Consider the following 24,609-nt stretch of genomic DNA (forward strand, 5'->3'; position numbering starts at 1 on the left):
TTGAAAATATTCCTGAATTTTCGTTATTTTTTATCATTTTACTCTGTTTATTTCGTCGCTTTCGTATAAGCCCCTTCGGACCCGAAGATGTTCGCGATTTTTTCCTTGTAATAGGCCTTCATCTCTTCCCTGGCGGGGCCGAGATATTTCCGGGGGTCGAATTCCTTGGGATCCGTCGCGAAGACTTTCCGGATCATGGCCGTAAAGCAGAGTCTGCCGTCGGTGTCGACGTTGATCTTGGCCACGGCCGATTTTGTCGCGAGACGCAGCTGCTCATCGGGAATGCCGATGGCGTCTTTGATCTGACCGCCGTATGCTTTGATCATCTCCGTATATTTTGCGGGAACAGCCGAAGAGCCGTGCAAGACGATCGGGAAGCCCGGGATCTTCTTTTCCACTTCGGCGAGGATGTCGAGCCGGAGTTTGGGATCTTCGCCCGGTTTGAATTTGTGCGCGCCGTGGGAGGTCCCGATGGCGATGGCCAGGGAATCCACGTTTGTCCGTTTCACGAATTCCTCCACTTCCTCGGGCTTCGTATAAGTGGATTTTTCCGCCTTCACATTGTCCTCTATGCCCGCGAGAACGCCCAATTCCCCTTCGACGACGACGCCTCTGCCGTGGGCGTAGGCCACGACCTCAGCCGTCAGCTTGGCGTTGGTATCAAAATCGTGGTGGGACCCGTCGATCATGACCGAGGAAAATCCCGCGTCGATACAGGTCTTGATGACCTCAAGGCTTTCGCCGTGATCGAGGTGCAGCGCGATGGGAATGTCCGAGCCCTTGGCCCGGGCGATATCCACGGCGGCCTTGCCCAACAGGGGCACAACCTCTTTGCCCATATACTTCAAAGCGCCCTCGGAGCATTGCAGAATGACCGGCGATCCCATTTCCGCGCAGGCGCCCGTAATGGCCTGCATCATCTCCATATCGTTGAAATTGAAAGCCGGTACCGCAAAGCCGTTCTTGTTTGCCCGTTCAAACATCTCTTTTGTCGTAGAAAGTCCAAGTTCCTGATAGGTATAAGCCATCACAACCTCCTTCGTTTCCTTTTAAAATAAAAATATTTATTCCGCGCTGAATTTGCGCTTTGTTTCGCTCAGAATATACCGCATAAAGGCTTTGAGCCGCATCCGACGCCGGATCAGCGTCAAGGCCTCAGGCAGCATTTCCATGACCGTCGTGATCAGCGTCAGGGTTTTTCCCCGCCTGCCTCCGAACCAGCTGGCCGTGGCAGCCGCCCAGGAAAGGGCGACGCAGGAGACCAGACGCAGGAAAAGCGACGCGCCCCGCAGGAGACCTTCCCAAGTAACGAACCAATTGCCGGGGAAAGGAAGCGTCGCCGCCACTTTTCCTTCCCGGACCATGAGCACGTTTATGGCGCAGGCGACGCCGTACACGAGGAAAAACATCCGCGTCCGCCGAAAATTCTCTTTGAGTTTCCGGTTCCGGAAAATATTCAGCAAAAGCGCCGCCGCGAAGATGCCCGCGAGGATACGCAGGTCGCCGGTCAACGCGTTTGCGAGAAAAAGAATCACAACGCTACTTTTGAATAACATCAATGCCGCCCATATAGGGGACGAGGGCCTTGGGGATTTCGACGGACCCGTCTTCCCGCTGATAGTTTTCAAGGATCGCCACAAGCGTCCGTCCCACGGCGATGCCGGAGCCGTTCAGCGTATGGCAGAATTCGCTTTTGCCGCCGCCCGCGGCGGGCCGGTATTTGAGGCCCATGCGCCGGGCCTGGAAGTCCGTGCAGTCGGAGCAGGAGGAAATCTCCCGGTATTTGTCCTGGGAAGGCAGCCAGACTTCAAGGTCATAGGTCTTGGCCGAACTGAAGCCCATGTCGCCCGAGGACAGCTGGATCACGCGATAGGGAAGTTCCAGCCGCTGCAACACGTCTTCGGCGTTTTGCACCATTTTTTCCAGTTCGTCGTAAGAAGTTTCGGGCGTCGTGATCTTGACCATCTCCACTTTGTTGAACTGGTGAACCCGGATCATGCCCTTGACGTCCTTGCCGTAGGAGCCCGCCTCCCGCCGGAAGCAGGGGGAATAGGCCGTGTAGTATTTCGGCAGGTCTTTTTCCTGAAGGATCTCCTCCCGGTGGATGTTGGTCATGGTGATTTCCGAGGTCGAGATCAGGAACATGTCGTCTTCGGTCGTCTTGTACATGTCCTCTTCAAATTTCGGCAGTTGACCCGTCCCCTCGCAGACTTCGCGCCGGACCATAAAGGGCGTCAATTGCTCCGTATAGCCGTGTTCCGTCGTGTGCATGTCGAGCATAAAGCTCACCAGAGCCCGTTCGAGCCTCGCGCCAAGACCGGTATTCAGCACAAAACGCGCTCCCGAAAGTTTCGCGCCCCGCTCAAAGTCCAGAATTCCCAAGGCCTCGCCGATATCCCAGTGGGCTTTGGGCGTAAAGGTAAAGCTCCGGGGCGTGCCCCAGCGTCGGATTTCCACGTTGCTTTCCTCGTCGGGTCCGATGGGCGTCGATTCATGATAAAAATTCGGGATGATCATCAGCAAATATTTTTGTTTTTCATCCACTTCGGCCAGTTTTTTGTCCAATTCTTTGATTTTTTCGGCGATGACGCCCATGGCTTTGATCTTTTCATCGGCGTTCTGTCCGGCCTTCTTCAGTTTGGCCACTTCCTGGGATTCCACGTTGCGCGTCTGCTTCAGCGCCTCCACTTCGCCGAGGATTCCCCGCCTTTCTTCGTCCAGTTTCAGCAGTTCGTCGAGATCAAAGTTGGAATTTCTGTTTTTCAGCATCTCCCGAACCGCTTCCGTGTTTTCTCTGATGAATTTCAATTCTAACATATTGTCCTCCAATTTCTTCCAGTCGCTTTGTTGTTCCGCTTACTCTAAATAGTATCACCCGGAAAAAGCTGTGTCAACAAGTTTTTCGTGTTATTTGATGGCTTTTTCCAATTCCTTGATGGTTTTCATGAGGTCGGGCAGCTTTTTCATGGCGGCCCGGATCTTGATATCTTCCCGCACAGGCACAAGGGGATAGCCCGTCAGGATCTGCCCGTCGGGAATATTGCCCGAAACGCCGCCCCGGGCGCCGATTACGACATTGGATCCGATTTTGATGTGGCCGGCCACGCCGGTCTGCCCGGCCAGGGTCGTGTTGCTGCCGACTTCCGTACTGCCCGAGATCCCGACCTGGGCCACGATCAGACAGTTTTCGCCGATGATGTCGTTGTGGGCGATCATCACGAGATTGTCGATCTTCGTGTGCCGTTTGACGACGGTATCGCCGATGGCGCCCCGGTCCACGGTGGTATTGGCCCCGATCTCCACATCGTCTTCGATGACGACCGCGCCGATTTGGTCGATTTTCGTATTGACGCCGTCGATCTTCACAAAGCCGAAGCCGTCTCCGCCGATGACGCAACCGGGTTGAAGCACGCAATTTTTCCCTATTTTACAGAATTCCCGTATCGTGACGCCGGGATAGATCACTGTATTTTCCCCGATCTCGACGCCCTCGCAGATGGTCACGTTGGGGTAAACGGTCACGCGGGGACCCAGCACGACATCGTGGCCGATATAGGCCGTAGGCGCCACAACGGCAGTTTCGTCGATTTTTGCCGAACGTTCGATCCGCTCGGCGAAGGGTTTCGTCTCCCTCTTGAAAAAGGCCAGGAGTTTCGGCATCAGCGTCCGGGGGTTCTCTCCCGAGACAAGGTAGGTCTTTCCGGGGATATCCGGCAGCGGAATGTCGGGGACAAGGATCACTTTCGCCTTAGTCTCCCCCAGTTTTTTCAAGAATTTTTCCTCCGCCGCAAAGGTCACCGAGTCTTCCCGGGCTTGAAAAAAGGGGGCCAATCCCGATGTTTCACCGGGATCCGCCTCCCCCTTGACTTTGCAGTTGAGGACGGTAACGAGATCCGCTATTTGATAACGCATAATTACCCTCCCTTTGCTTTTCGCTGTGAGCTATTTTTTCTTTGCGGGTTGCGCCGCCGCAGGCGCCGCTGCCGACGCGGGCGCTTTGTTGATCTCTTTCACGACGTCTTCGGTGATGTCCTTCGTATTTTCACTGTACATCACGGCGTTGAATTCCAGCACGAGATCGAATTTTCCGGCCTTGGCCACGGCTGAGACGGCGTTGTTGATCTTCAGTTGGATTTCCTGCATCATCTTTGTCTCTTCTCCGGCCAATTCCTGCTGCTTGGTCTGGATTTTCTTCTGGAAAGCCTGTACTTTATCGTTATAGGCCTTTTTCTGGGCATCGGTGGGGCTCTGCGTCGAGTTCAGCTCCAACTGCAGTTTCTGGATCTCCACTTCGTCTTTGCCCAACTCCGTTTCGATGAGTTTTCTCTTATTGTCAAGGGCCGTATAGATGGATTTTGTCTGATTGAACTTCTCCATGACGATTCTGGCGTTTACGATGCCGATGTTCTGCGCCAGAGCGCTGATGGACACGCCCAATACCGCCAGCATGACCGCGAATTTTTTCATTTTTACCATTACCTCCGTTTTTTACCTTTGTTTATTCTCTATCCGACGTATAAATTGTTCCCGAATCGCTTCGGGAACAATTCAAGGGGATTTTTACAAATTGATCTGTCGCTTTCCGGACAGTTGCGCTTAGAACGAGTGTCCCATATTGAAGTAGAATTCCATGCCGCCGTCGTTCATCCGGTTGCCCACGGGCCATCCGAAGTCGAAGCGCAGCGGACCCACGGGCGTGTTGAGCCGCAAGCCCACGCCTGCCGTCGTTCCCCAATTGTGCGGGAATTTTTCGTCTCTCTGGTAATCCTCGTCCCGGCCGTTGTTCTTCCAGGCCCGACCGGCGTCAAAGAACGCCACAAAGCCCAAAACGTCGTTGATCTGCGTCCGGTTCTCGATCGTAGCCGTCACTTTTTGCGTTCCTCTGAAGAAACCGCCGTCATACCCTCTGAGGGAGTTGCCGCCGCCGACCCAGAAACGCTGCGTTTCTTTGGTGGTGTCGGTGGCCAGTCCGCCGATTACGCGATAGGCGAAGGTGTTCTTCTTCCAGAAGCCCCGGTGATAAGTCCTGAGCTCGAGGGTCGTATTCCCGAAGGAACCGCCGTCATAGCCGCCGACGGAACCGCCTTCGATCTGGAATTTGCCGTAGAAGCCCTTTGTGGTGTTCCAGGGATGGTTTCTCGTGTCATAGGTGATGGCGGGCGCCAGACTCCAGAGGAAGTACTTGTCGTCTATGCCCTCGACTTTATTACCGGAGGCCCAATAATAATCGCTTCCGGACTTGGTGAACCGACCTTTGTCCGCTCTCTCCCGAATGTACTCGCCCTTGGCGGTCAGGCTCAGGCGCAGGTTGTTCGAAAGGCCCTTGCCCACCGTGAACTTGGCGCCGAAGGTGTCTATGCGGTGGAACAGTCTGCTGTCGTCATCCTCATACTGGCTGAAATACAGAGACCAGCCGTAGGAAATCCGCTTCGTCCCCTTGATCCAGGGTTCGTAGAAGTTGATGGACACATTGGTATAGTCCTCGCTGGAGCGTTCCGCCGTAAAGCCGAATTCCTGGCCCCGGCCCTTCCAGTTGGTGTCTTTGAGCGAGAGCGACCCCATAAAGCCCACTTCGGAGCCGTAAGAGAGAGCGCCCTGCAGCATGGCCGTCCTTTCCTCGTCGAGGAGGAGCACGATGGACTTGCCGTCGGGATCGCCCTGGATCGGCGTCGCTTCGTATTTGACATTCTTGAAATGCCCCAGTCTCATGAGGTTGCTGACCGTGGCGTCATAGTCGTTGGAATTGAAGATCTTGCCCTTTTCCAGCACGATCTCCCGCTCGATGACATAGCTGTTCGTCTTGAGCTGGTCGTCGCTGGGCTTTCTTCTTTCCCCTTTCTGCTTCACAACCATCTTGTGGTAGGAAAGTTCCCGGATCACGCCTTCGCTGAGGTGGATCTCCAACTGGTTGTTTTTGTTGATGCCCATGTCGGTGATTTCCGTCAGGACATAGCCGGCTTTGTGATATTTGTCCAGAAGCGCGTCCCGGTCGGCGCGAACTTCGTTGATGTTGAAGCGCTGTCCGGTTTTCGTCTTGAAGACTTCAAGCAATTCAGCGTCGGTATAAACGGTATTTCCGTAGAAAACCACCCCGCGCAACACGGGAGTCTCTTTCAGGTGATACACGATCCTTACGCCGTTTCCTTCTCCGTAGGCTTCGGGGATAACTTCGCCAAAGTATCCGCTTTCCATGAGGTTACGATGCCCTTCGATGACTCTCGACCGGGAGAAGTAACTGCCGACCTTGATCGGCACCATTTTCATCAGTTCCGCCCGACTGATTTTTGTGCTGCCCGTGAATACCACGGACGAAATCACAAGGGATCTGTCTATCTGACCAGCCTCAGATAGCGGGATAATCCCTTTTTCCTCCAGTTGCGCCTTTGTCCGCTGTCCTTCCCGGACATCGACGGTGAGCTTTACTCCCCCTTCGTAGACCGACGTCTGGATCGCGGCGTCTTCCACATACTCCAGCGCTTTGATCCTCTCGTAATCTTTGAGCACCGATTCCGTGGAATAGACCTGGCCCTCCCTGGATACCATTACATTAAGAATTGTCTTGGCGGGAATTTCCCTGTTGTTGACGACTTCGATCTTTTTGATCACAGGATTTTCGCCGGCTGCAAGACTTATTATTCCTAATATAACGAACATTAGAACTAACAAGCGTTTTTTCATTACAACCTCCATTTTTTCATGTTTTCAGTCATTGTATGCTTGGTGTTTCATGAAGTTCCTCTTTACTGTTTTCTCTCGTTTCCGACGCCGCAAAAATACGAAAAATATGTCATTACAACAATTTTATATATTTTAGCATTATTTGGCGTAAAAATCAATACTTTAATCGAAAAATCCTGACAATCTCCATAAATCTGTTCAAGGCCGCGGTCTTATTTTGTCCAGACATCGGAAAGCTTGTCATACTTTTTCTCAAACTTCATGCCCACGTGATAGTTGACGGAGTCTTTCCGGCCCGTGTTCCGACTGCCTTCCTTCTTTTTGTAATCCGGCACGCGACCTGCCCCCAGCGTAAAACTCCTGCCGGGTTTGTAGCGGTATTCCAGGGAAACGTCATACTCCTGAAGGCCGCCTTCCTGGCTTCCCGTATTTTTCTCACCGAGGTTGGCGTCCATCAGCGTAATGGACGTCACCCAGAAGAGCTTGTCGTTCCACAGATTGTTTTCCGCTTCCAGTACGGCGTTGAACTGCAGCTCAGAGCTCTCCTCGCCGTAGCGGGACTGCTTCTTTTGATTGAGCAGATCCGATTTTACCCGGAATTTGTTGAGCCCGAAGGCCTTTTTGATTTTTTTCGTGATGGGGCCCATAAATGTCTGGGCGATCTGGTCGTTGAGGATCATCCGGACCAGTTTTGCCGTCGTCTCGTCCTGTACGTCCAGTTCCCCCGCCAGGAGTCCTCTCAAGTCTCCCGAAGAGCCGCCTTCCATGGAGGCCACCTGAAATCTGAGCCGGTCCAGCTGCCCGTGAACGCCGACCTTGACTTCCTCGCCGCTGACGTTGACCCGGGCCTCCACCGATACCGAGGGATTGATCCCCGGCAGATAGTCTTTCTTGTCCGTGAAGGACATGACCGCCCGGTCGACAATAAAGCCGTTTTCGTTGAGGGACAGGGATCCGTCCAGGATTTCCGCCTCTCCCAGCAGCACAAGCTCCGATCCTTTGCCGCTCAGGGTCCCCTCGGCGACGGCCGTGCCCTTGAGGTCCGTCACAAAGGCGTTGACCTCGGCGATATCGAGTTTTATGCCCTTAGTCGCCGAGATGGCCAGATCCAGCTCCACGGGATTGTAAAAGGACGTGTCGACCTTGAAGCCCTTCAACTCCCTGCCGGCCTGGGCCACCTTGGACGTGGACTTGAAGAGCAGATCCCGGAGGATCTGGAACAGCGTCTTCGTCTCCATGGGCAGCGCCTTGACCTCTCCCTCGTCAACGGTCAGCGTTCCGGCCAGTTTGTTTTTGGCGAAATTGAGCTCGGCCCCAAAAAACAGCTGAAACTGCTTGCCGAAATGATAGCGGATGTCCCTCAGGTTCAGATCGAAGCGATAGTCGAGCTCTTCCATGCGATGCTCGCTTTGCAGGGCGTCCACCGTAAAGTTGTTGATTTTCCCCGAGGCGCTGACGTCTCCGCCGTTCATTTTGCCCGTGAAATTTTCGACGGTGACGGTCTTTTGATTGAGGTCGATCCGGCTGTTGATGTCCGTGAAATTGAGAAAATACGGCTCATAGTTGAAACCGGCGTTTTGCAGCGTCAGAAAGCCCTTGTTGCTCTCGTCGGTCAGCGTCAGGTCCAGGGAGGTCGTCCCCCTGATTTCGCTGATCCCGTTGTCCTTCAAAAGGAAGGTCAGAAAACGAAGATCCGCCTTGGGCGACTCGACCCGGATTTCATATTTGTTTTGCTTAAGGTCCGAGTACCCGTAAGCCTTGAGGGCGTTTGCCGAATACAGCAACGAGATGTTGTTGAAGTCCACCCGTTCGGTGTTTCCGCTCACGTCAATGACAAGATTGTTGAAGCGCATGGTGTTCAGGTGGGCTTCCCCGGCATGGGCGGCGATTTTATACGCCACATTGGACAGAGGCCCCGAAACCCCGCCCGAGAGGATCAGCGTCCCGCGCAATTCGGAAAGGCCCGTATAAGAGGTAATGTCTTGAAAAGCCACGGCGCTTTCGGGAACTTTGAGCTCCATGGTCCCGGCCGACAGATCGATGAGCCCGGCGCCCCCGGCCAGCTGTTTTCCTTCGCCGTTGAGAAGCCGCAACTTTTCGAGCTTGATCTTCCCTTTCCCGATTTCTTCCGTATCATAGCTGATTTCCGCCGTGAGGTCCGGGATCATAAAGCCTTTGACGGCGTTTTCTTTCAAGCTCACCTGGGCCTTTGCCGCGAGGGTCCGCCCGCTTCCCCGGGCTGTCAGCTTTCCCGTGACTTTTTGGCGCAGATCCGCCGCCGTCACGTAGCGCGTCATGTTTTCTTCGTTCAGGTCCATGGCAAGCCGCCACGCCTGTTTCCGTATGTCGTAGGCGGCCGTCAGCCTGTTTTCATTGAGCAGGAAATCCTCCGCTCCGACGCTTTCGTTTTCATAGCGGATTTTGCCCCGGATTTCCGCCTCAGATCCGCCGGGAAAATACAGTTTTCCCCCGCCGATCTCCAACGTTCCCAAAAGCGCGTCCCAGGTTCCGCCCAATTTTCCCCTGGCGTTTGCGATGTAAAATTTGACCGGCGCGTCCAGTTTGAGTTTTGTGCTGTTGAGGGACGTCACGGAAACCGTGAGCTCCGGCCGCCGTTCCTCGAGATTCACGCTCCCCCGGACGTCGAAGATCTCGTTTCTCATTTCCTTGATTTCGAGGATCCCCTTTTGAAATCCGGCGGCGCTTTTTACGCCGTAGGTCGCGTAATCGCCCATGGCGACGACGCCGATCTCTCCGAAGAGAACCGCTTCGTTCCGCTCTCCGGCCGTGCCCTGAATTTTCCCGTGAAAATTCAGAAGCTCCGCCGAGTAATTCAGCGAAAGGCTCTCCACGTCAAGGTTCAGGTGATAATTTTTGTTGTTTTCGTATTTGAAAAAGGCCCCCGAGAAATCTCCCCGGATTTTGATGTCCTTCCCCTTTATCCTCTCGTCAAAGAGAAAATCGTCGGCTTTGATTTTGAGATCCGTTACCCGCCGGTTGAGGTCGATTTCGCCGCTCAATTCAATTTTTCCCGCCCCGTCTTTTTTGTCCGCGGACCAGATCCTGTCGCGGTATTTTTCCAGAAGCGTCTGTTCCGACTTCGTGTAGGGCTTGATTTCTTCCCCTTCCTGAGGCTTCTCAGCCTTGTCTTTTTTGTCTTTGGCGGCTTCTCCCTCGGCGTTCTTCTTCCCGGATCCGTTTTTCTCTTTTCCCGTCGCTTCACCTTTTTCCGCGGGGCGGATCAGGGCTTTTTTGATTTGGATCACGTTGTCTTCGGCCTCAAAGTCGATCAAGGCGCTGAGGTATTTGAAATTCAGCGGGATTTTCCCCTTCCCGTCCTCGATCTTTCCGGTCTTCGTATCAAAGTCGATCGTAAAGTCCCCGCTCTTGCCGATAATGATTTTTCCGGTGCGGGGGAAATAATCGAGACTGAATTTGGCGATGTCCGTATCGACGCTGACGTGTTTTTTCATGTCGTCCTCAAGATCATAGGAAAACACGCCTTCAAGGGGCGGAATATAGCTGTTCCCGCTCTGCTTCACGAGGAATTCCACCTTGCCTTTGACGGCGTTTTCGTAGCGCCACGTGAGATCGAGGTCATTTTCCGAAAGAATGGTTTCTTCCTTTCCTTCGGTTTTGTCGAGAATTTTCGTGTTGCCCCGGATATTCCGGAACGTGAAGCCGTCCCGGTCCCGCTCGATATTCCACGAGAGCCGCTCCACGCGGTATTTGTCATAGCGGACTGCATCGGTCCGGAAGGACAGGTTGAGCCGCGGCGAACCGTCCCGGTTGTAGAGCAGATCCATTTCGGGAGAAGCGATACTGAGGGAGGAAAGGTCTACGTTCCTTTCGGCAAGGGCGTCATAGCGGGCCACGTCCCGCCCCTTGACGTCGTGAATTCTGCTGTTCAGATAAAAGCGGCCGGCGCCGTCATAGCTGAAGAAAACTTTTTCCCGGCTGCCCAGTACGTCGGCGAAGGCTTCTCCTTCGATCCGCCGACCGGCAAAGGTCACGCGCCCCTCGACGTCCGTGGCTTCCGCGCCGTAGTGGGTATAGCTCCCGGCGAGGCCCTTGACCGTGGCCCACCCGAGATATTTCGTATCCGATCCGATCTGGAGGTCCATGTCGACCTTCCCGCCGTGAAAGGTCACGTCCCCGTTCCGGTAGCCGTACTGGATCCAACTCGCTTGGGGCGTCACGTTTTTCGCCTTGATCCGCATCCAGTAACGCTGTCCGATATTGGAAAACACGTATTCGCAGGACTCGTCGCCGTCCGCTCCCGAGGCCACAATATAAATGCCGTCGCCCCGTGTAAACGTAATGTGGCCGTTGATGTCGCGCAAGGTCTTTTTGATCTCCGCGTCAAAGGTCCGGTCGATCCAGGTGCACACGCCGTCCACGACGACGATTTTATCGATGGGTACCCGGCTTCCGGGCGGTTTCCCCGACTGTTTCTTGCTTTCATAGCGCAGACGGCTCTCTTCCCGCAAATGTTCGGCGACCGCGTCGACGGCTTTTTTCCGTTTGACGGGATCCGTCTCTTTGATGTTGACCGTGCGAGCCTTGAGCTGCTCCTCATATTTTTTGTTTTTCGAGCCCACGAAGGCTGTAACGGCGTTGATGTCCCGGTCGTCTCTAATGATGACGGCCTCCGTCCCCCAGGAGGTCACTTCCGACAAGCGCAGACGCCGGATGGACTCCTTTGTCCACTTGCCCTCGATCCGGTCGGCTTTTCCGATGAATTCTCCCTTGTAGTAAAGGCTGGGATTGATGACGACGATTTTCCCGTTTCCGACGGAAATGGAATCACTCCGGATTTCCGCCCCAAAAATCGCCCGGATAATCACATTTACCGCATAGGACGTGTGGTAGCGGAACCCGTACCAGACAACAAAAAGAGAAAACAGAACCAGCAGCAAGGCGGCTGTTTTCTTCTTGTTTCGTTTGAGGAGTCTGCCGATGATTCCCATGGATTTTCCGTCCCGGACGCTTTTTTACAGCGGGTTCTTTTGCGGAGTTCCCGCCTTTCGCGGATATTTTTTCGCGCTGACCGCGTTTTTCTTGATTTCAATGACGACGCGTTTTTCTTTGGAAAAAGGAAGCGTCATCCTGCGGATTCCCGTAATTTCGGCTTTCAATTCCGAAAGGGCTCGCTTCGCCCCCTCCGCCTCGCTTTCATCGCTTTTTTGCGGGAAAAACCGCCCGCCCGTTTTGAGGAAGGGAAGCGCGTATTCGATGATGACCGGTAGTCTCGCCACCGCCCGGCAAAAGGCGAAATCATAAGTTTCCCTTCTCCCCTCGATGAGATCCTCGGCCCTGGCCGTGACGATTTCCGTGTTGGCGAGGGACAGCGCGTCCTTGACCTCTTGCAGGAACCTGGTCTTTTTCCCCACGGAATCGAGGAGCGTAAAGTGAATTTGGGGGTTCCAGATCGCGAGGATCATTCCCGGAAAGCCCGCGCCGGTTCCGATATCAATGGCCCTGCGGGGGGAATTGTCTTGATTGTCCCCGGAAATGAGTCCTTGCAGCAGCAGCGAGTCGAGGATGTGCTTTTCAAGGATCGCGTCCTCTTCCCGGATGGCCGTCACGTTCGTATGACTGTTGTATGCGGTCAGTAGCGCCATAAAGCGCAGCAATTGCTCTATCTTTTGCGGGTCGGCGGGAAGTCCCGCCAGCGCCAGCCCTTTTTTCAGTTGTTCCCGCATGTCAATCCCCCCTGAGCCTGAGCGCCACGAGCAAGGCTTGAATATCCGCCGGAGAGACCCCGGAAATCCGGGCCGCCTGACCGATCGTCAGAGGCCTTGCCCGGGAGAGCTTGTCCCGCGCTTCCCGGGGGATATTCCCCACTTCGGCGTAATCGAGATCCGCGGGGATTTTTTTCCGTTCGAAGCCCCGATGGGCCTCGATCATCTGCAGAGCCCGCTCGATGTAGCCCGCGTACTTGACCTGAACCTCCGCCTGATATTCGATTTCCTCCTCATAGCCCGCAAGCCCGGCGCCGGGAATCAGTTCGGCCACGTACTTCACATCATTGAAATCCACATTTGCCCGCCGCAGCAAAGAGGCCAGGGAGATGCCGTCATGGATAAGGGATTCCCCTCTTTTCTCGAGGATCTCGTTGACCCTGGGATTTCCGGGGCCCACATGAAAGCTGTCCAACTTTTCTTTGATTTCCCCGACCTGTCGGGCCTTTTTTTGTACCCGTTCGTATTCCGCGTCGGAGACGAGCCCGATGTCCCGGCCCTTTTTCGTCAAGCGCAAATCCGCGTTGTCTTCCCGCAGCAAAAGCCTGTATTCCGATCTTGCCGTAAACATCCGGTAAGGTTCGTTTGTCCCCTTGGCGACGAGGTCGTCGATCAGCGTCCCGATATAAGACTCGGAGCGTTCAAGGATCAAAGGTTCGAGCCCCTTTCGTTTCCTACTCGCGTTGATTCCCGCCATGATGCCCTGGGCCGCCGCTTCCTCATAGCCTGAGGTGCCGTTGATCTGCCCCGCCAAGAAGAGATTTTCCACGATCCGGCTCTCTAGGCTGTATTTCAGATCCTGGGGCTCGGCGTAATCGTATTCGATGGCATAGGCGTAACGCATAAAAGCGGCTTTTTCCATGCCCTTCATGCGGTGTACGACCGCCTCCTGCACATCGGCGGGAAGCGAGGAGGAGAGTCCGCTCAGGTAAATTTCCTTTGTGTCAAGGCCTTCCTTTTCGAGGAAAATGTGATGGCTCGATTTATCGGCATAACGGAACACCTTGTCCTCTATGGACGGACAGTAGCGGGGGCCGGTTCCCACGATGGTCCCGTTGAAAAGGGGCGAGCGGTCTTTGTTTTGCCGGATCACCTCATGGACGGTTTCGTTGGTGCTGGTCAGAAAGCAGCTGATTTGTTTTTTGTCGCGAATCAAGGCGTCGTCGGTCCGGGAGGAAAATTTGAGGACTTTGTCCGTTTCCCCCTTTTGCTCCTCCAGGCCGCTGTAATCAATGGAATCTTCATGGATCCGGGGCGGCGTTCCCGTTTTGAAGCGTCCCAGCTTCAGCCCCGCCCGCTCCAGAGAAAGCGGCAGCTCTTCCGAGGCCGGTTCTCCCATGCGCCCGCCGCTGAAATGCCTGTCTCCGATGTGGATCTTGCCCCGCAGGAACGTCCCCGTGGCGAGAACCACACAACCGGCGTCATAGGAAAGCCCTTCCCGGGTTTTGACGCCGACGACTTTATTTCCTTCCAAAACGAGCTCCGTGACCATCCCCTGAATCAGGCTCAGGTTGGGGGTCGTCTCGAGGGTCTTTTTCATTTCGAGGGCGTAGCGTTTTTTGTCGGCCTGGGCCCGCAGCGCGCGGACGGCCGGTCCTTTTTTCGTGTTGAGCACCCGGATCTGGATCAGGGTCTTGTCGATGTTGCGGCCCATTTCCCCGCCGAGGGCGTCGATTTCCTTGACGAGATGGGATTTGGCGGGTCCGCCGATGGAGGGATTGCAGGACATGACGCCGACATTATCGAGCGAAACGGTAAATACGGCCGTTCTCATTCCGAGCCGGGCCGCCGCCAGGGCCGCCTCGCAGCCCGCGTGTCCCGCGCCCACCACGATAATATCAAATTGCCGCATTGCTCCCGCCTCCGTTTCCGCGCTATGATTTATCATACGCCGGCTTTGTGTTCCCGGCATGTCACTGTGACTGCTTTTTTCACTGATTTGTTCTTGGAATTGTTCTTGGCCGGTCGGGATTCCGGAAATATTCCCCGGTCCGGAAGTCCGTCCACGCAAGTCCGACTCTATTTTATCATATCCCGGCGGGTAATGCAACTTTTCCCGCGGAGTTTTTGCGCCGCGACTCAACAGAGTCCGTAGGTCTTGAGCTTCCGGTAAAGCGTCGCAAGACCTATGCCCAGGGTCGACGCGATTTTCTTTTTTTCGGAGGCCCTTGTCCCGTAAGCGCGAAGGAGCGCTTCAATGGCCTCTTTTTCCATTTGGGCCAGGGTTTTCGCTTCCCCCGCGACTTGCGCCGAGGCGAATTTCGCGGGTAAATGGGCGGGCAGGATCTCCCGGTCGCTCTCCTCAAGGATATTCACGATATATTCGGCGACATTTTTCACTTCCCGGATGTTCCCGGGCCAGGGGTAATTTCGGAAAATCTCCATGACTTCCGGAGAGATGCCGTGGGTGGGAATGCCGAAAAGATGAGCGTAGCGCCTGATAAAAAAGCGGATCAGATTCTCGACGTCTCCCGGTCTTTCCCGCAGCGGCGGGATTTCAATAGGCACGACGCTCAGCCTGTAATAGAGGTCCTCCCGGAATTTTCCTTCCTCGACGAGGGTTTCAAGCCCGGCGTTGGTCGCCGATATGATCCGGGCGTCCACATCCCGGGGGGCGTCTGCCCCCAGAGGCGTCAGGGATTTTTCCTGAATGACCCGCAGCAATTTCACCTGGAGCGAGAGGGGCATATCGCCGATTTCATCCAAAAAAAGCGTGCCTTTGTGGGCCTGCTCAAAAAAGCCCGTTTTCCCCCGGGGATTGGCGCCCGTAAAAGCGCCCTTCACATAACCGAAAAATTCGCTTTCCATCAGGGTTTCGGGAATGGCCCCGCAGTTGACCGCCACAAAAGGCTCGGCTCTTCTGGGGCCCGACAGGTGAATCTCCCGGGCCGCCACTTCTTTTCCGCAGCCGCTCTCGCCGGTAATCAGGACCGTCGAATCATTTTTGGCCACCTTGGCGATTTTCGCGTATACCCGCTTCATTTCGGGCGAATCGAAGATAAAATCTTTGGAGAAGGTCTCGTCCCTTCCCTCGAGCCAGGTCTTCAGTTTCTCCGTTTCTCGCAGGAGTTCCCGGTTGCGCTCCTCGATTTTTTTCTTCTCAAAAGCCTCGTAGACGCGCCCGCCGATAAAAAGGGCCATTTGTTGCAAAAATCGGATATAGGCGTCTTTTTTGGGCAGGAACTCCATTTTCTGCGCTTCGTCAAAGCAGATGAGCCCGATGACGCCGATGGGTTTTTCCCGGAAGAGGATGGGGGTCGATACTTCGAGGATCTCCCGGCATCGGGACTTGCCGGGGCAGCTTGCGCAGATGTCTTCTTCCCGGGGTTGCAGGATGACCAGGGTCTCGCCTGTGGCCAGCACTTTCCGGTACACGTGGGATTCCCCCGACATGTCGAGGCCGACTTTTTCCCGCAGTCTGCCGGTCCCCGCAATCCGCACGAAATCGGCGTCCATCATTTCCACGTCCATGTTGATGACTTCGGATATGGTGGCGGCGTATTTTTCCAGTTCTTCGAGAATTCCGGCAAACAAGTCCATAGGGGCTCCTTTCTTTTTTTATAGTATAGCACAAATTTCTCAAAATGAGAACCAAAAAGCGGAAAATTTGAAAATTTTCCGCTTTTGCACAATTCTATCGTTCTTTATTTATTTTATCATTTTGGGAATTATTTCTCATAATGATAACTATTCTTGGAAAATAATGTTCCGTTTCCGGTTAGGCAGCACGGACGCGCAATTAGTGGCTTCTTACGTTTGCAAGGACGTAGTCCGCAGCAAATGTTAGAAGACCACTATGTCCCGGCGTCAGCGAGCTTGCGAGCCACAGCCGGGGCTCGCGCCCCTACGCGTTTTCCCGCCTCAATTCTCCCTTTCCCATTGCCGCTTTGTGCCTTTGTACAAGATCGTGTTTTTCCATCCCGAATCCGAACAAAAAATCTTTTTTTCGATTGGCAGGATTTTTGCTTTATAGGCAAGTAGAAAGACAAAATTTTCCGGAGGGATGCAAATGGAACTGCTCAAATGGATCAAAAATGGAAAAAGCCGGAGCCTTACGGCTCAGAAAGAAGAACCCCGGGGCTTCGGCCGGGCGGAAATGGAGGAAGTCCTGTCCTTCCACAAGAGCCTGCCGGGCTATGAACCGACGCCTCTTGCCGATCTGCGAAATCTGGCCGCTCATTGCGGCGTGGCAGCTGTCCGCCTCAAAGACGAATCCAAACGTTTCGGCCTCAATGCCTTCAAGGTCTTGGGCGGCTCTTACGCCATCGGGAAGTACCTGGGCAAAATGCTGGGACTCCCCATGAAAGACCTGCCCTTTCCGGTCCTCATTTCCGAAGAAATCCGGAAAAAATTAGGGAATCTGACCTTCGTGACGGCTACCGACGGCAACCACGGCAGAGGGGTCGCCTGGATGGCCCGGCAGTTGGGGCAGAAAGCCGTGGTCTATATGCCAAAGGGCTCCGCGCCCATGCGCTACGACAATATCGCCGCCGAAGGGGCGGAGGTCACGATCACGGACCTCAACTACGACGACGCCGTCCGTCTGGCCGGGCAAAAAGCCGCCCAAGAGGGCTGGATCATGGTGCAGGACACCGCCTGGGAGGGCTATGAGGAGATTCCCCTCTGGATCATGCAGGGCTATGCGACCATCGCGCAGGAAATCGAAGCGCAGTTGCGGGAAGAAGGGGCGGACACGCCTACCCACGTATTCCTGCAGGCAGGCGTGGGATCCTTCGCCGGGGCGATCCAAGGGTATCTCGCGGAACGCTACCGAGCGGAAAGAGCGATCACAGTCATCTGCGAACCCCACGGGGCCAACTGCATCTATAAGTCCATGGAAGCGGGAGACGGCAACCCCCACGCGGTGACGGGAGACCTCAAGACCATTATGGCGGGGCTCGCCTGCGGGGAACCCAATACCATCAGCTGGAAAATCCTGCGGGATTATGCGGATTTCGCGGTTTCCTGCGACGACTCCGTGGCGGCTCACGGTATGCGGGCGCTCTCGAGTCCCCTGTGCGGAGACAAACGGATCATCTCCGGGGAATCCGGGGCCGTAGGGTTGGGACTTTTCACGCTGTTGACGGAAAAAACTGGCGCGTTTCAGGAATTACGGAAAGCGCTGGGCATTGATGAACATTCGCGGATCCTCTGCGTCAGCACCGAAGGCGACACCGACGCGGAGGGGTTCAGGAATATTGTGTGGAACGGAGCGTATGGGAATACGAAATAACAAGACAACCGATTGATCAAAAAGGAGGAAGGCGTATGTTAACGGAAGCACGGAAATCACAACTGTTGGAAGTATTGGGAAATCTGATTGCCCGCCGGAGCTATTCGGGGGAAGAGAAAGATGTGGCGCAATATATCGAAAAAACCGCAAAAGAACTTGGCTATGACGCCGTGCGCATCGACCGCTACGGCAGCGTGATCTGTACGATCAAAGGAAAGCGGCCGGGCCTGAAAGTCCTCATGGACGGCCATATCGACACCGTTCCTGCGGACGCCGAAAAATGGACGAAAAAGCCCTTCGAAGGCGCCGTTGCCGACGGAAAGTTTTACGGACGCGGCGCGACGGACATGAAAGGGGCCGTCGGGGCTATGCTTCTGGCAGGGGCCTGGCTCGCTCAGGATTCCGATAAAAATTTTGCCGGGGAGATCAACCTCGCGGGGGTGGTCCACGAAGAATGCTTTGAAGGGGTGGCGGCCCGGGAAATCAGCAAGACTGTGCAGCCCGACGTCGTTATTATCGGCGAAGCCTCCCAGGGGAACCTCAAGATCGGACAGCGGGGAAGAGCCGAGATTGTTCTCGAAACCTTCGGCGTTCCTGCCCATTCGGCGAATCCTGAAAAAGGCGTAAACGCCGTCTATAAAATCATGAACATCATCTCGGCCGTCCGGGAGTTGCCCATGAGCCATCACGATATCCTGGGCGACGGTATTCTGGAACTGACCGACGTCAAATCCTCCCCCTATCCCGGCACCTCCGTCGTTCCCGATTACTGCCGGGCCACCTATGACCGAAGACTGCTGGTTGGAGAAACGCCGGAGGAAGTCATCGCCCCCATCCAGCAATTGCTAAAGAAACTGTCGGCCGAAGATCCCCAACTGAAGGCGGAAGTTTCCTACGCCAAAGGCGTTGAAAACTGCTGGACAGGCGAAAAAATAGAGGGAGAACGCTTTTTCCCGGGCTGGCTCTTTTCCGAAAACGAAGCCTATATACAAAAGGCGCTCCACGCCCTTCAGGAAATCGGCCAGACGCCTACGATTACCCATTACAATTTCTGCACCAACGGTTCCCACTACGCGGGGGAAGCGGGCATCAAAACAATCGGCTACGGCCCTTCCCGGGAGAATCTCGCCCACACCATAGACGAATACGCGGAACTGGAAAGTCTCTATGACGTGGCGGAAGGATATTATGCGATTTTAAAAGCTTATTTGTCGGAATGACAAAGGAGGAAAATCATGAACCGGACCCAAATCATCGCTCTCGTTATTATCCTCGTCTACATGACCGCAACGGTGGTCATCGGTCTTTACGCCTCCAAAGCGGGCGCCGGAAAGAAAAAGCAAAGCAACGACGATTTTCTCATGGCAAGCAAATCCCTGGGCCCCGTGGTCCTGGCCGGAACCCTCTTCGCCTCCAATACCGGCGGCGCAAGCACGACCGGCATCGCCACAAACGTCTTCCAGTACGGGCTTTCTTCCGCCTGGTACGTCATCGCGGGGGGCGTCGGCTTTGTCCTCGTTTCCTTTATCGCCCCTTATTTCCGCAGAGCCCAGGCCAACACGGTTCCGCAGATTATCAGTCTGCGCTACGGCAAGGCTTCCCACATCTTTACGGCGGTCACCTCGATTCTCGCGCTCTTTATGGCTACAGGGGCGCAGATTCTGGCGACGGCGTCCATCATCAACGTCGTGACCGGTTTCAACTTCCGGACCGCGGCCATTGTCAGCACCGTGGTCGTCATTCTCTATACCATGGTGGGCGGTTATAAATCCGTGACGGCCACGAACCTTATGCACGTCCTCTTCATCACGGTCGGCATGGCCGTCGCCATGTTCATCATGGTAAATAACAAGGCAATCGGCGGCTTCTCGGCGCTCTTTGCCAAAGCCTCAGCCGCTACCAATGCCAACGGCGCGCCCATGAACTTTCTCAGCATGACGAAAATCGGAGCTACGACCATCTTCGGCTATATCGCCATGTATTTCATGACCTTTCCCACGGGACAGGAGATCGTCCAGACCTATTGCTCCGCCAAAGACGGAAAATCCGCGAAGTTGGGTTCGGTCCTGGCCGGTCTCGTCTCCGCGACCTACGCCATCGTTCCGGCGCTGATCGGTCTCATGGCCTATGTGTGCATCGACGGCTACGCCGCGGACGGCGCCCAGAAAAACGCCCTGGCTACGGCCACCATTACCTTTGCTCCTTCGGTCATTGCGGGCATTGTGTTGGCAGCCATCGTGGCCGCCACCATGAGCAGCGCCTCGGGCAATATGATCGGGACCGCCACCATGTTTACCAATGACATCTTCGTTCCTTACATCAACGGCGGCGTCAAGGACGATAAAAAAGAGATCTGGATTTCCAAAACGGCTATGCTTGTGGTCGGAACCGCGGGGCTTTTCATCGCCCTCGCCGCAAGCAACGTCATCAGCGTCATGATGGGCGCCTTTGCCCTCCGGAGCGCGGGACCCTTCGCGGCCTTCATCTGCGGCCTCTTCTACAAAAATGTAACGAAACGGGCCGGTTTCATCTCCATCGTGGCGGGTACCCTTGTGGCGGCAATCTGGATTTACGCCCTGAAGACCCCCTGGGGCCTGAACGCCATGGTTCCCGGCGGGATCGTCGCCTTCATCGTGATTTTCACGGTATCGGCATTGGATCGGTCGGCGGGCGTGGCCCCCGCGCCGGAAATCAAATTTGAGAATATTTAGGATCGGAAGGAATCCAAGGAGGCGGAACATGAAAAAATTGATCAAAAATGGCGTAATTCTTGACGGGAGCGGAAAAGAAGGCTATGTAGCGGATCTTCTGATCAACGGCGAAACCATCGAAAAAATAGGAACCGTCGCGCCGGATGCGGACACGGATATCCTTGACGCCACGGGCCGCGTTGTGGCCCCGGGCTTTATCGACACCCACAGTCACTCGGACCTGCAGGTGCTGGTGAATCCCTTTATCGAGCCCAAAATCCGGCAGGGGATAACGACGGAAATCCTGGGGCAGGACGGCATCTCCATGGCGCCCCTTCCGAAAGCCTATGTCCCGTCCTGGCGAAAGAACCTGGCGGGCCTCGACGGCGACAGCGACGAACTCGCCTGGGATTGGGAGACGACGGACGGTTATTTGCGACTGATCGCGGAAAAAGGCTCGGGGCCCAACGAGCTGTACCTGGTCCCTCACGGCAATATCCGGATGGAAGCCATGGGCCTTGACGCGAGACCGGCGACCGATGATGAAATCGCCGGAATGCGCGAAATCACAAGAAGAGAACTCGAAGCGGGCGCGGCGGGGATTTCCACGGGACTCATCTACATTCCCTGCGCCTATTCCGAGACAAAGGAACTGACGGAAATCTGCAAAGTGGCGGCGGAATATGACCGGCCCCTCGTGATCCACCAGCGGAGCGAGGCCGATACGATCCTGGAATCCATGAAAGAGGTCATATCCATCGCCCGGGAAAGCGGCGTCCGGATCCATTTCTCCCACTTCAAGATCTGCGGAAAAAAGAATTGGCATTTGATCGAAGACGTCTTGGCGCTGCTGGATCAATGTAAAAAAGAGGGCGTCCGGATCTCCTACGACCAGTATCCCTATGTGGCCGGAAGCACCATGTTGGGGGTCATCATTCCCCCCTGGGCCCACGCGGGCGGCACGGACAGACTCGTGGAGCGCTTGGGAAATCCCGCGGACCGGGAAAGAATGAAGCGGGATATCCTCGAAGGGATTCCCGGTTGGGACAATTTCATTGATTTTGCCGGTTTCGAGGGGATCTATGTGACCTCGGTCAAGACGGAGAAAAACCGGGACTGCATCGGAAAAAATCTCTTGGAAATTGCCATAATGCGTGGAAAAGACAAGTTTGACGCCGTGTTTGATCTGCTCCGGGAAGAAGAAAACGCCGTGGGCATGTACGACTACTACGGAAAAGACGAGCATGTGGCAACCTTTCTCACAAGGCCCGAAAGCAACATCTGTACCGACGGCCTCTTGGGCGGGAAACCGCATCCGCGGGTCTATGGCGCCTTCCCCCGGGTCATGGGGAAATTCGTCCGGGAAATGCGGGCTTTACCGCTTGAGACCGCCATCTACAAGATGACGAAAAAGCCTGCCGAGACGTTTCACATTTCCCGGCGGGGCGAGCTCAAGGAAGGGCATTACGCGGATATCGTGATCTTCGATCCGAATACCATCCGGGACAAAGGAACCTTTACCGATCCGATCCAGTTTCCTGAGGGAATTGAGACGGTCATCGTAAACGGGGAGTTTGCGATTCGAAACGGGGAAAAACAGGAAGTTTTGCCGGGAAAATTGATCCGGATTGCGAAATAAGGTAGATAGATCAAAGGCACGGCTTGTCGCCGTGCCTTTTTGCGGGCTCATGGGAGAATTTGAGTAAAGTAAACATTCTGTGCTTGGGAATATTACGTTTCAAAATTACTCTGGTTCAGCAATTTTTAATAAATTTATAAATGTTACATCATCTTCACAAGCCTTTTTGAAATCTGCTGCCAGTTCTTTGAGTAGGGTCCTGTTTTTTGTGAAGACACAAAATAAACCTGCTTCTGAATCGAATGTTAATTTGTTTAATTGTTCAGGGCATTTGTTAGAAACAAATGCTTTGAATACGGCGTTCCAGTCATAGCCATTACCCTGAAATCCTTTATTCGAGAATTTATTGAAACATTCCATCATATATTCCCCAGTTTCCAACGATAAAGAATAGTTTTTATCTTCTGCGTTTCTCAAAAAGGTAAATGGCAATATTTCTTTGTCGAAGCTGGTCATTTTGATTGCTGGTCTGTATATTGGGAAATCATACTCGTAAGTACTTGGGTATCCTCTAATTAAATCTGGATTAATGATAAATTCTGTTTCAACGGCTGCTGTAATCCCATGAGGTGTCGTTAATTCACCATATGGTCTCGCTAATATTTCGGGCACATGATCAATCAACTCTCCAGTTTCTTTGCAAAAAGTATTCGTTCTTTCAACATAAAACCCATAATCAAGATTTTTTTCTTCTTCTGAAATTTCTTCATTGCCGATTGTCATAAAATATCCCATTGACCATTGAAGATATGTAACAATCGTCGGCGCCAATAATAATTTAGAATAGTCTTTTTTAAATTCTTGAATATCAATTTTTTGGCTTGAATGTTGAAATATAAATATTAGAATATTTCCATGCACGAAACCTTTATAAATATTTTCTATTTTCCCATTCAATACTTTTCCATAAAAATATAATCCTTTACGTGGGGAGAATACGAAAACATCTCCGGTTTTGATAGCTTTTCTACTTTTTTTCAAAACTATAAGCTCTATAAAACCTAACTCTTGTAAATTATTGATCATTTTTTCAATTTCTGGATTGTTTTTCTTAATTTCTTGAATTCTTCTTATGGCAGTCATTATTTCTTGCATTTTCCCTCCAAGTACTTAGATTTTGAAAAATAATATTATTTGATCTTTTTCCCCATTTGCTTAAAAAATTCTGCAAAAACTTATTAACCAATGGGTGAAAAGTCTCGATAAAGGCTACGTCACGCCATAACGTATTGTCTTACCTTTAAGCCCGCCAATGGCGGGCTTTCTCTTCAAGTAGAGGGGGATCATACAATAATCCCGTCTTTTTCCATGAGATAGCATATCTCCAATGTCAGGAATTTTTCAGCAAGGGCGCGGCTTATCTTGGCCTGAGACTCATACCCGGTCCATAATTTCGCTTTGGCAATATACGCTTCTCGAACGGATTCCGGCAGCGCCTCAAACTTCTCCTGATAACGCCGCTCCTTCTCTTGGGCTTCCTTCACTTCAGCCTCTCTATCACGTTTCGTCGGCCATTCAACAGGCTCCTCTTCTTTGTTAACCCCGTCTCTTGCGCTTCTATCCGTGATTTTTTTAATCGTTGAGCTTGACACCGTATCCAAAAGCTTATACGTAATAATAGCGCCACTTGAAGCACCTTTCTGATCATAATATGTCTCGATAGTTCCCCAGGCAAATCTATAGGGTGGTTTTTGACCTAATTCTTGTTCCAACCAAATTTCGAGTTTTTCTTTATTCTCCATTTCATTTTCATATGACCAATAACGCCAAGAAGGAAACTCACCATTTTCAGAATAATACAGGTTAACCTTGGACAATATATTTTTCGGAAAGAAAGAAACTGATATTATAAGATAGGTAGTCCCAAATCTTTGCGGGTACAATCTAAGCCTTTTCATTACATCCCCGTCATCACTTTCGATTTTGCTTTTGTTCATCGTGTTCCAGAATTCTGTAATAGTCATTCCTTTGCGGATGATAAAGCCGTCATCGAGAATTAAGTTACCATTCGTTTTATCGATCATTATAATCTCCTATTTTATATTTGTCATCTGTATAGTTGCTATTGGTCGAAGTGCATTTTCATAATCTGGTATATAATATTGTGTAAAACCCCCAGGCCCGTTTTTAATATTTGCAGTTGCAATTGACTGTGCAGCATTGGGGTAAAGTCGGCCAATGGCGGGCTTTTGAGGCGGGGGCATGTCAAATGAAAACCGGGTCAAACTTGTGCGCGTTCTTTGTATCCATTGATCGTGTCTACTACTCGTTGCGCATCTTCAATTGACATTCTATTTCCAAAAGAAAAAATATATGTCTCCCCTGAACCCCACATTTTTCTACACATGTTAATATATGGCTCACTTAGTCCGCCTGGCTTCTTCTCAATCCATTTTTTTCTCCTTCTGTTTTCTCATACCAATGTTTTTGATCTGGTTTCATTTTGATATCTAATTTTACTATTCTCAATGTTTAGAGACCGCCATTTTTCAAAAACAAACATATTTGAATATTTCGCTCTGATATACCAGTGAGTCCGGTCAACCGTTCCACGCAATTCGGTTTTTCGTACCAGAGGTTCCGGATTGGTTCCAAATGCCTTATAATAGTGGTATGCATCAAGAA

General features: G+C 53.0%; 17 protein-coding genes. 4 read left to right on the forward strand and 13 right to left on the reverse strand.

All coding sequences use genetic code 11. From position 1 onward, the window contains the following. Positions 1–47: 47 nt before the first annotated feature. From fba to LBQ97_03140, 10 genes are all read right to left on the reverse strand, one after another. On the reverse strand, positions 48–1,028 hold the full coding sequence (gene fba, locus LBQ97_03095; protein ID MDR1831706.1) for a class II fructose-1,6-bisphosphate aldolase: 981 nt from the start codon (positions 1,026–1,028) through the stop codon (positions 48–50). A gap of 36 nt (positions 1,029–1,064) precedes the next feature. Then, a complete protein-coding gene (locus LBQ97_03100; GenBank protein ID MDR1831707.1) occupies positions 1,065–1,556 on the reverse strand; it encodes a hypothetical protein in 492 nt (163 codons plus the stop codon). Further along, positions 1,540–2,817: a serine--tRNA ligase gene (gene serS, locus LBQ97_03105; GenBank protein ID MDR1831708.1), complete on the reverse strand. Its 1,278-nt coding sequence runs from the start codon at positions 2,815–2,817 to the stop codon at positions 1,540–1,542. Before serS ends, LBQ97_03100 begins: the two co-directional genes overlap by 17 nt. Positions 2,818–2,907: 90 nt before the next feature. Continuing rightward, entirely contained in the window at positions 2,908–3,912 is a 1,005-nt protein-coding gene (gene lpxD, locus LBQ97_03110; GenBank protein MDR1831709.1) for a UDP-3-O-(3-hydroxymyristoyl)glucosamine N-acyltransferase, read from the reverse strand. A 30-nt stretch (positions 3,913–3,942) separates the two neighbouring features. Next, positions 3,943–4,467, reverse strand: a complete 525-nt coding sequence (locus LBQ97_03115; GenBank protein MDR1831710.1) for an OmpH family outer membrane protein — start codon at positions 4,465–4,467, stop codon at positions 3,943–3,945. A gap of 129 nt (positions 4,468–4,596) precedes the next feature. Continuing rightward, entirely contained in the window at positions 4,597–6,678 is a 2,082-nt protein-coding gene (locus LBQ97_03120) for an outer membrane protein assembly factor (protein ID MDR1831711.1), read from the reverse strand. A 212-nt stretch (positions 6,679–6,890) separates the two neighbouring features. Continuing rightward, positions 6,891–11,648 (reverse strand): translocation/assembly module TamB, encoded by a 4,758-nt coding sequence (locus LBQ97_03125; protein ID MDR1831712.1) that lies wholly within the window; start codon positions 11,646–11,648, stop codon positions 6,891–6,893. Between the two features lie 24 nt (positions 11,649–11,672). Beyond that, positions 11,673–12,383, reverse strand: a complete 711-nt coding sequence (gene rsmG, locus LBQ97_03130; GenBank protein ID MDR1831713.1) for a 16S rRNA (guanine(527)-N(7))-methyltransferase RsmG — start codon at positions 12,381–12,383, stop codon at positions 11,673–11,675. Position 12,384: 1 nt separating this feature from the next. Next, positions 12,385–14,274, reverse strand: coding sequence for a tRNA uridine-5-carboxymethylaminomethyl(34) synthesis enzyme MnmG (gene mnmG, locus LBQ97_03135; GenBank protein ID MDR1831714.1), 1,890 nt, complete (start codon positions 14,272–14,274; stop codon positions 12,385–12,387). 227 nt (positions 14,275–14,501) lie between these two features. Continuing rightward, positions 14,502–15,962 carry a sigma 54-interacting transcriptional regulator gene (locus LBQ97_03140; protein ID MDR1831715.1) on the reverse strand — a complete coding sequence of 487 codons (1,461 nt, stop codon included), beginning with the start codon at positions 15,960–15,962 and terminating at the stop codon, positions 14,502–14,504. 469 nt (positions 15,963–16,431) lie between these two features. On the opposite strand from LBQ97_03140, the gene dpaL reads away from it, so the two are divergent. Genes dpaL through LBQ97_03160 form a run of 4 tightly spaced genes read left to right on the forward strand, consistent with a single transcriptional unit; the run spans position 16,432 to position 21,984 of the window. Then, positions 16,432–17,655, forward strand: a complete 1,224-nt coding sequence (gene dpaL / locus LBQ97_03145; protein MDR1831716.1) for a diaminopropionate ammonia-lyase — start codon at positions 16,432–16,434, stop codon at positions 17,653–17,655. Positions 17,656–17,690: 35 nt separating this feature from the next. Next, the gene (locus tag LBQ97_03150) at positions 17,691–18,875 is read left to right on the forward strand and encodes a YgeY family selenium metabolism-linked hydrolase (GenBank protein ID MDR1831717.1); all 1,185 of its coding nucleotides are present in this window, start codon (positions 17,691–17,693) and stop codon (positions 18,873–18,875) included. A gap of 15 nt (positions 18,876–18,890) precedes the next feature. Beyond that, positions 18,891–20,366 carry a sodium:solute symporter family protein gene (locus LBQ97_03155; protein MDR1831718.1) on the forward strand — a complete coding sequence of 492 codons (1,476 nt, stop codon included), beginning with the start codon at positions 18,891–18,893 and terminating at the stop codon, positions 20,364–20,366. A gap of 28 nt (positions 20,367–20,394) precedes the next feature. Further along, on the forward strand, positions 20,395–21,984 hold the full coding sequence (locus LBQ97_03160) for a D-aminoacylase (protein MDR1831719.1): 1,590 nt from the start codon (positions 20,395–20,397) through the stop codon (positions 21,982–21,984). Positions 21,985–22,089: 105 nt separating this feature from the next. On the opposite strand, the gene LBQ97_03165 is transcribed toward LBQ97_03160, so the two are convergent. The 3 genes from LBQ97_03165 to LBQ97_03175 all read right to left on the reverse strand — a co-directional run. Then, a complete protein-coding gene (locus LBQ97_03165; protein MDR1831720.1) occupies positions 22,090–23,079 on the reverse strand; it encodes an immunity 51 family protein in 990 nt (329 codons plus the stop codon). 188 nt (positions 23,080–23,267) lie between these two features. Beyond that, entirely contained in the window at positions 23,268–24,008 is a 741-nt protein-coding gene (locus tag LBQ97_03170) for a hypothetical protein (GenBank protein ID MDR1831721.1), read from the reverse strand. A 389-nt stretch (positions 24,009–24,397) separates the two neighbouring features. Then, positions 24,398–24,609: hypothetical protein (locus tag LBQ97_03175; GenBank protein MDR1831722.1), on the reverse strand; the 212-nt coding region annotated here is incomplete at its 5' end.

The organism is Fusobacteriaceae bacterium (genome assembly GCA_031272775.1).
In the GTDB taxonomy this organism is placed as follows: domain Bacteria; phylum Fusobacteriota; class Fusobacteriia; order Fusobacteriales; family Fusobacteriaceae; genus JAISST01.

Coding starts and splice junctions, on each gene's coding strand:
- fba (MDR1831706.1), bottom strand. CDS start 1,028: ATGGCTTATACCTATCAGGAACTTGGACTTTCTACGACAAAAGAGATG.
- LBQ97_03100 (MDR1831707.1), bottom strand. CDS start 1,556: ATGTTATTCAAAAGTAGCGTTGTGATTCTTTTTCTCGCAAACGCGTTG.
- serS (MDR1831708.1), bottom strand. CDS start 2,817: ATGTTAGAATTGAAATTCATCAGAGAAAACACGGAAGCGGTTCGGGAG.
- lpxD (MDR1831709.1), bottom strand. CDS start 3,912: ATGCGTTATCAAATAGCGGATCTCGTTACCGTCCTCAACTGCAAAGTC.
- LBQ97_03115 (MDR1831710.1), bottom strand. CDS start 4,467: ATGAAAAAATTCGCGGTCATGCTGGCGGTATTGGGCGTGTCCATCAGC.
- LBQ97_03120 (MDR1831711.1), bottom strand. CDS start 6,678: ATGAAAAAACGCTTGTTAGTTCTAATGTTCGTTATATTAGGAATAATA.
- LBQ97_03125 (MDR1831712.1), bottom strand. CDS start 11,648: ATGGGAATCATCGGCAGACTCCTCAAACGAAACAAGAAGAAAACAGCC.
- rsmG (MDR1831713.1), bottom strand. CDS start 12,383: ATGCGGGAACAACTGAAAAAAGGGCTGGCGCTGGCGGGACTTCCCGCC.
- mnmG (MDR1831714.1), bottom strand. CDS start 14,274: ATGCGGCAATTTGATATTATCGTGGTGGGCGCGGGACACGCGGGCTGC.
- LBQ97_03140 (MDR1831715.1), bottom strand. CDS start 15,962: ATGGACTTGTTTGCCGGAATTCTCGAAGAACTGGAAAAATACGCCGCC.
- dpaL (MDR1831716.1), top strand. CDS start 16,432: ATGGAACTGCTCAAATGGATCAAAAATGGAAAAAGCCGGAGCCTTACG.
- LBQ97_03150 (MDR1831717.1), top strand. CDS start 17,691: ATGTTAACGGAAGCACGGAAATCACAACTGTTGGAAGTATTGGGAAAT.
- LBQ97_03155 (MDR1831718.1), top strand. CDS start 18,891: ATGAACCGGACCCAAATCATCGCTCTCGTTATTATCCTCGTCTACATG.
- LBQ97_03160 (MDR1831719.1), top strand. CDS start 20,395: ATGAAAAAATTGATCAAAAATGGCGTAATTCTTGACGGGAGCGGAAAA.
- LBQ97_03165 (MDR1831720.1), bottom strand. CDS start 23,079: ATGCAAGAAATAATGACTGCCATAAGAAGAATTCAAGAAATTAAGAAA.
- LBQ97_03170 (MDR1831721.1), bottom strand. CDS start 24,008: ATGATCGATAAAACGAATGGTAACTTAATTCTCGATGACGGCTTTATC.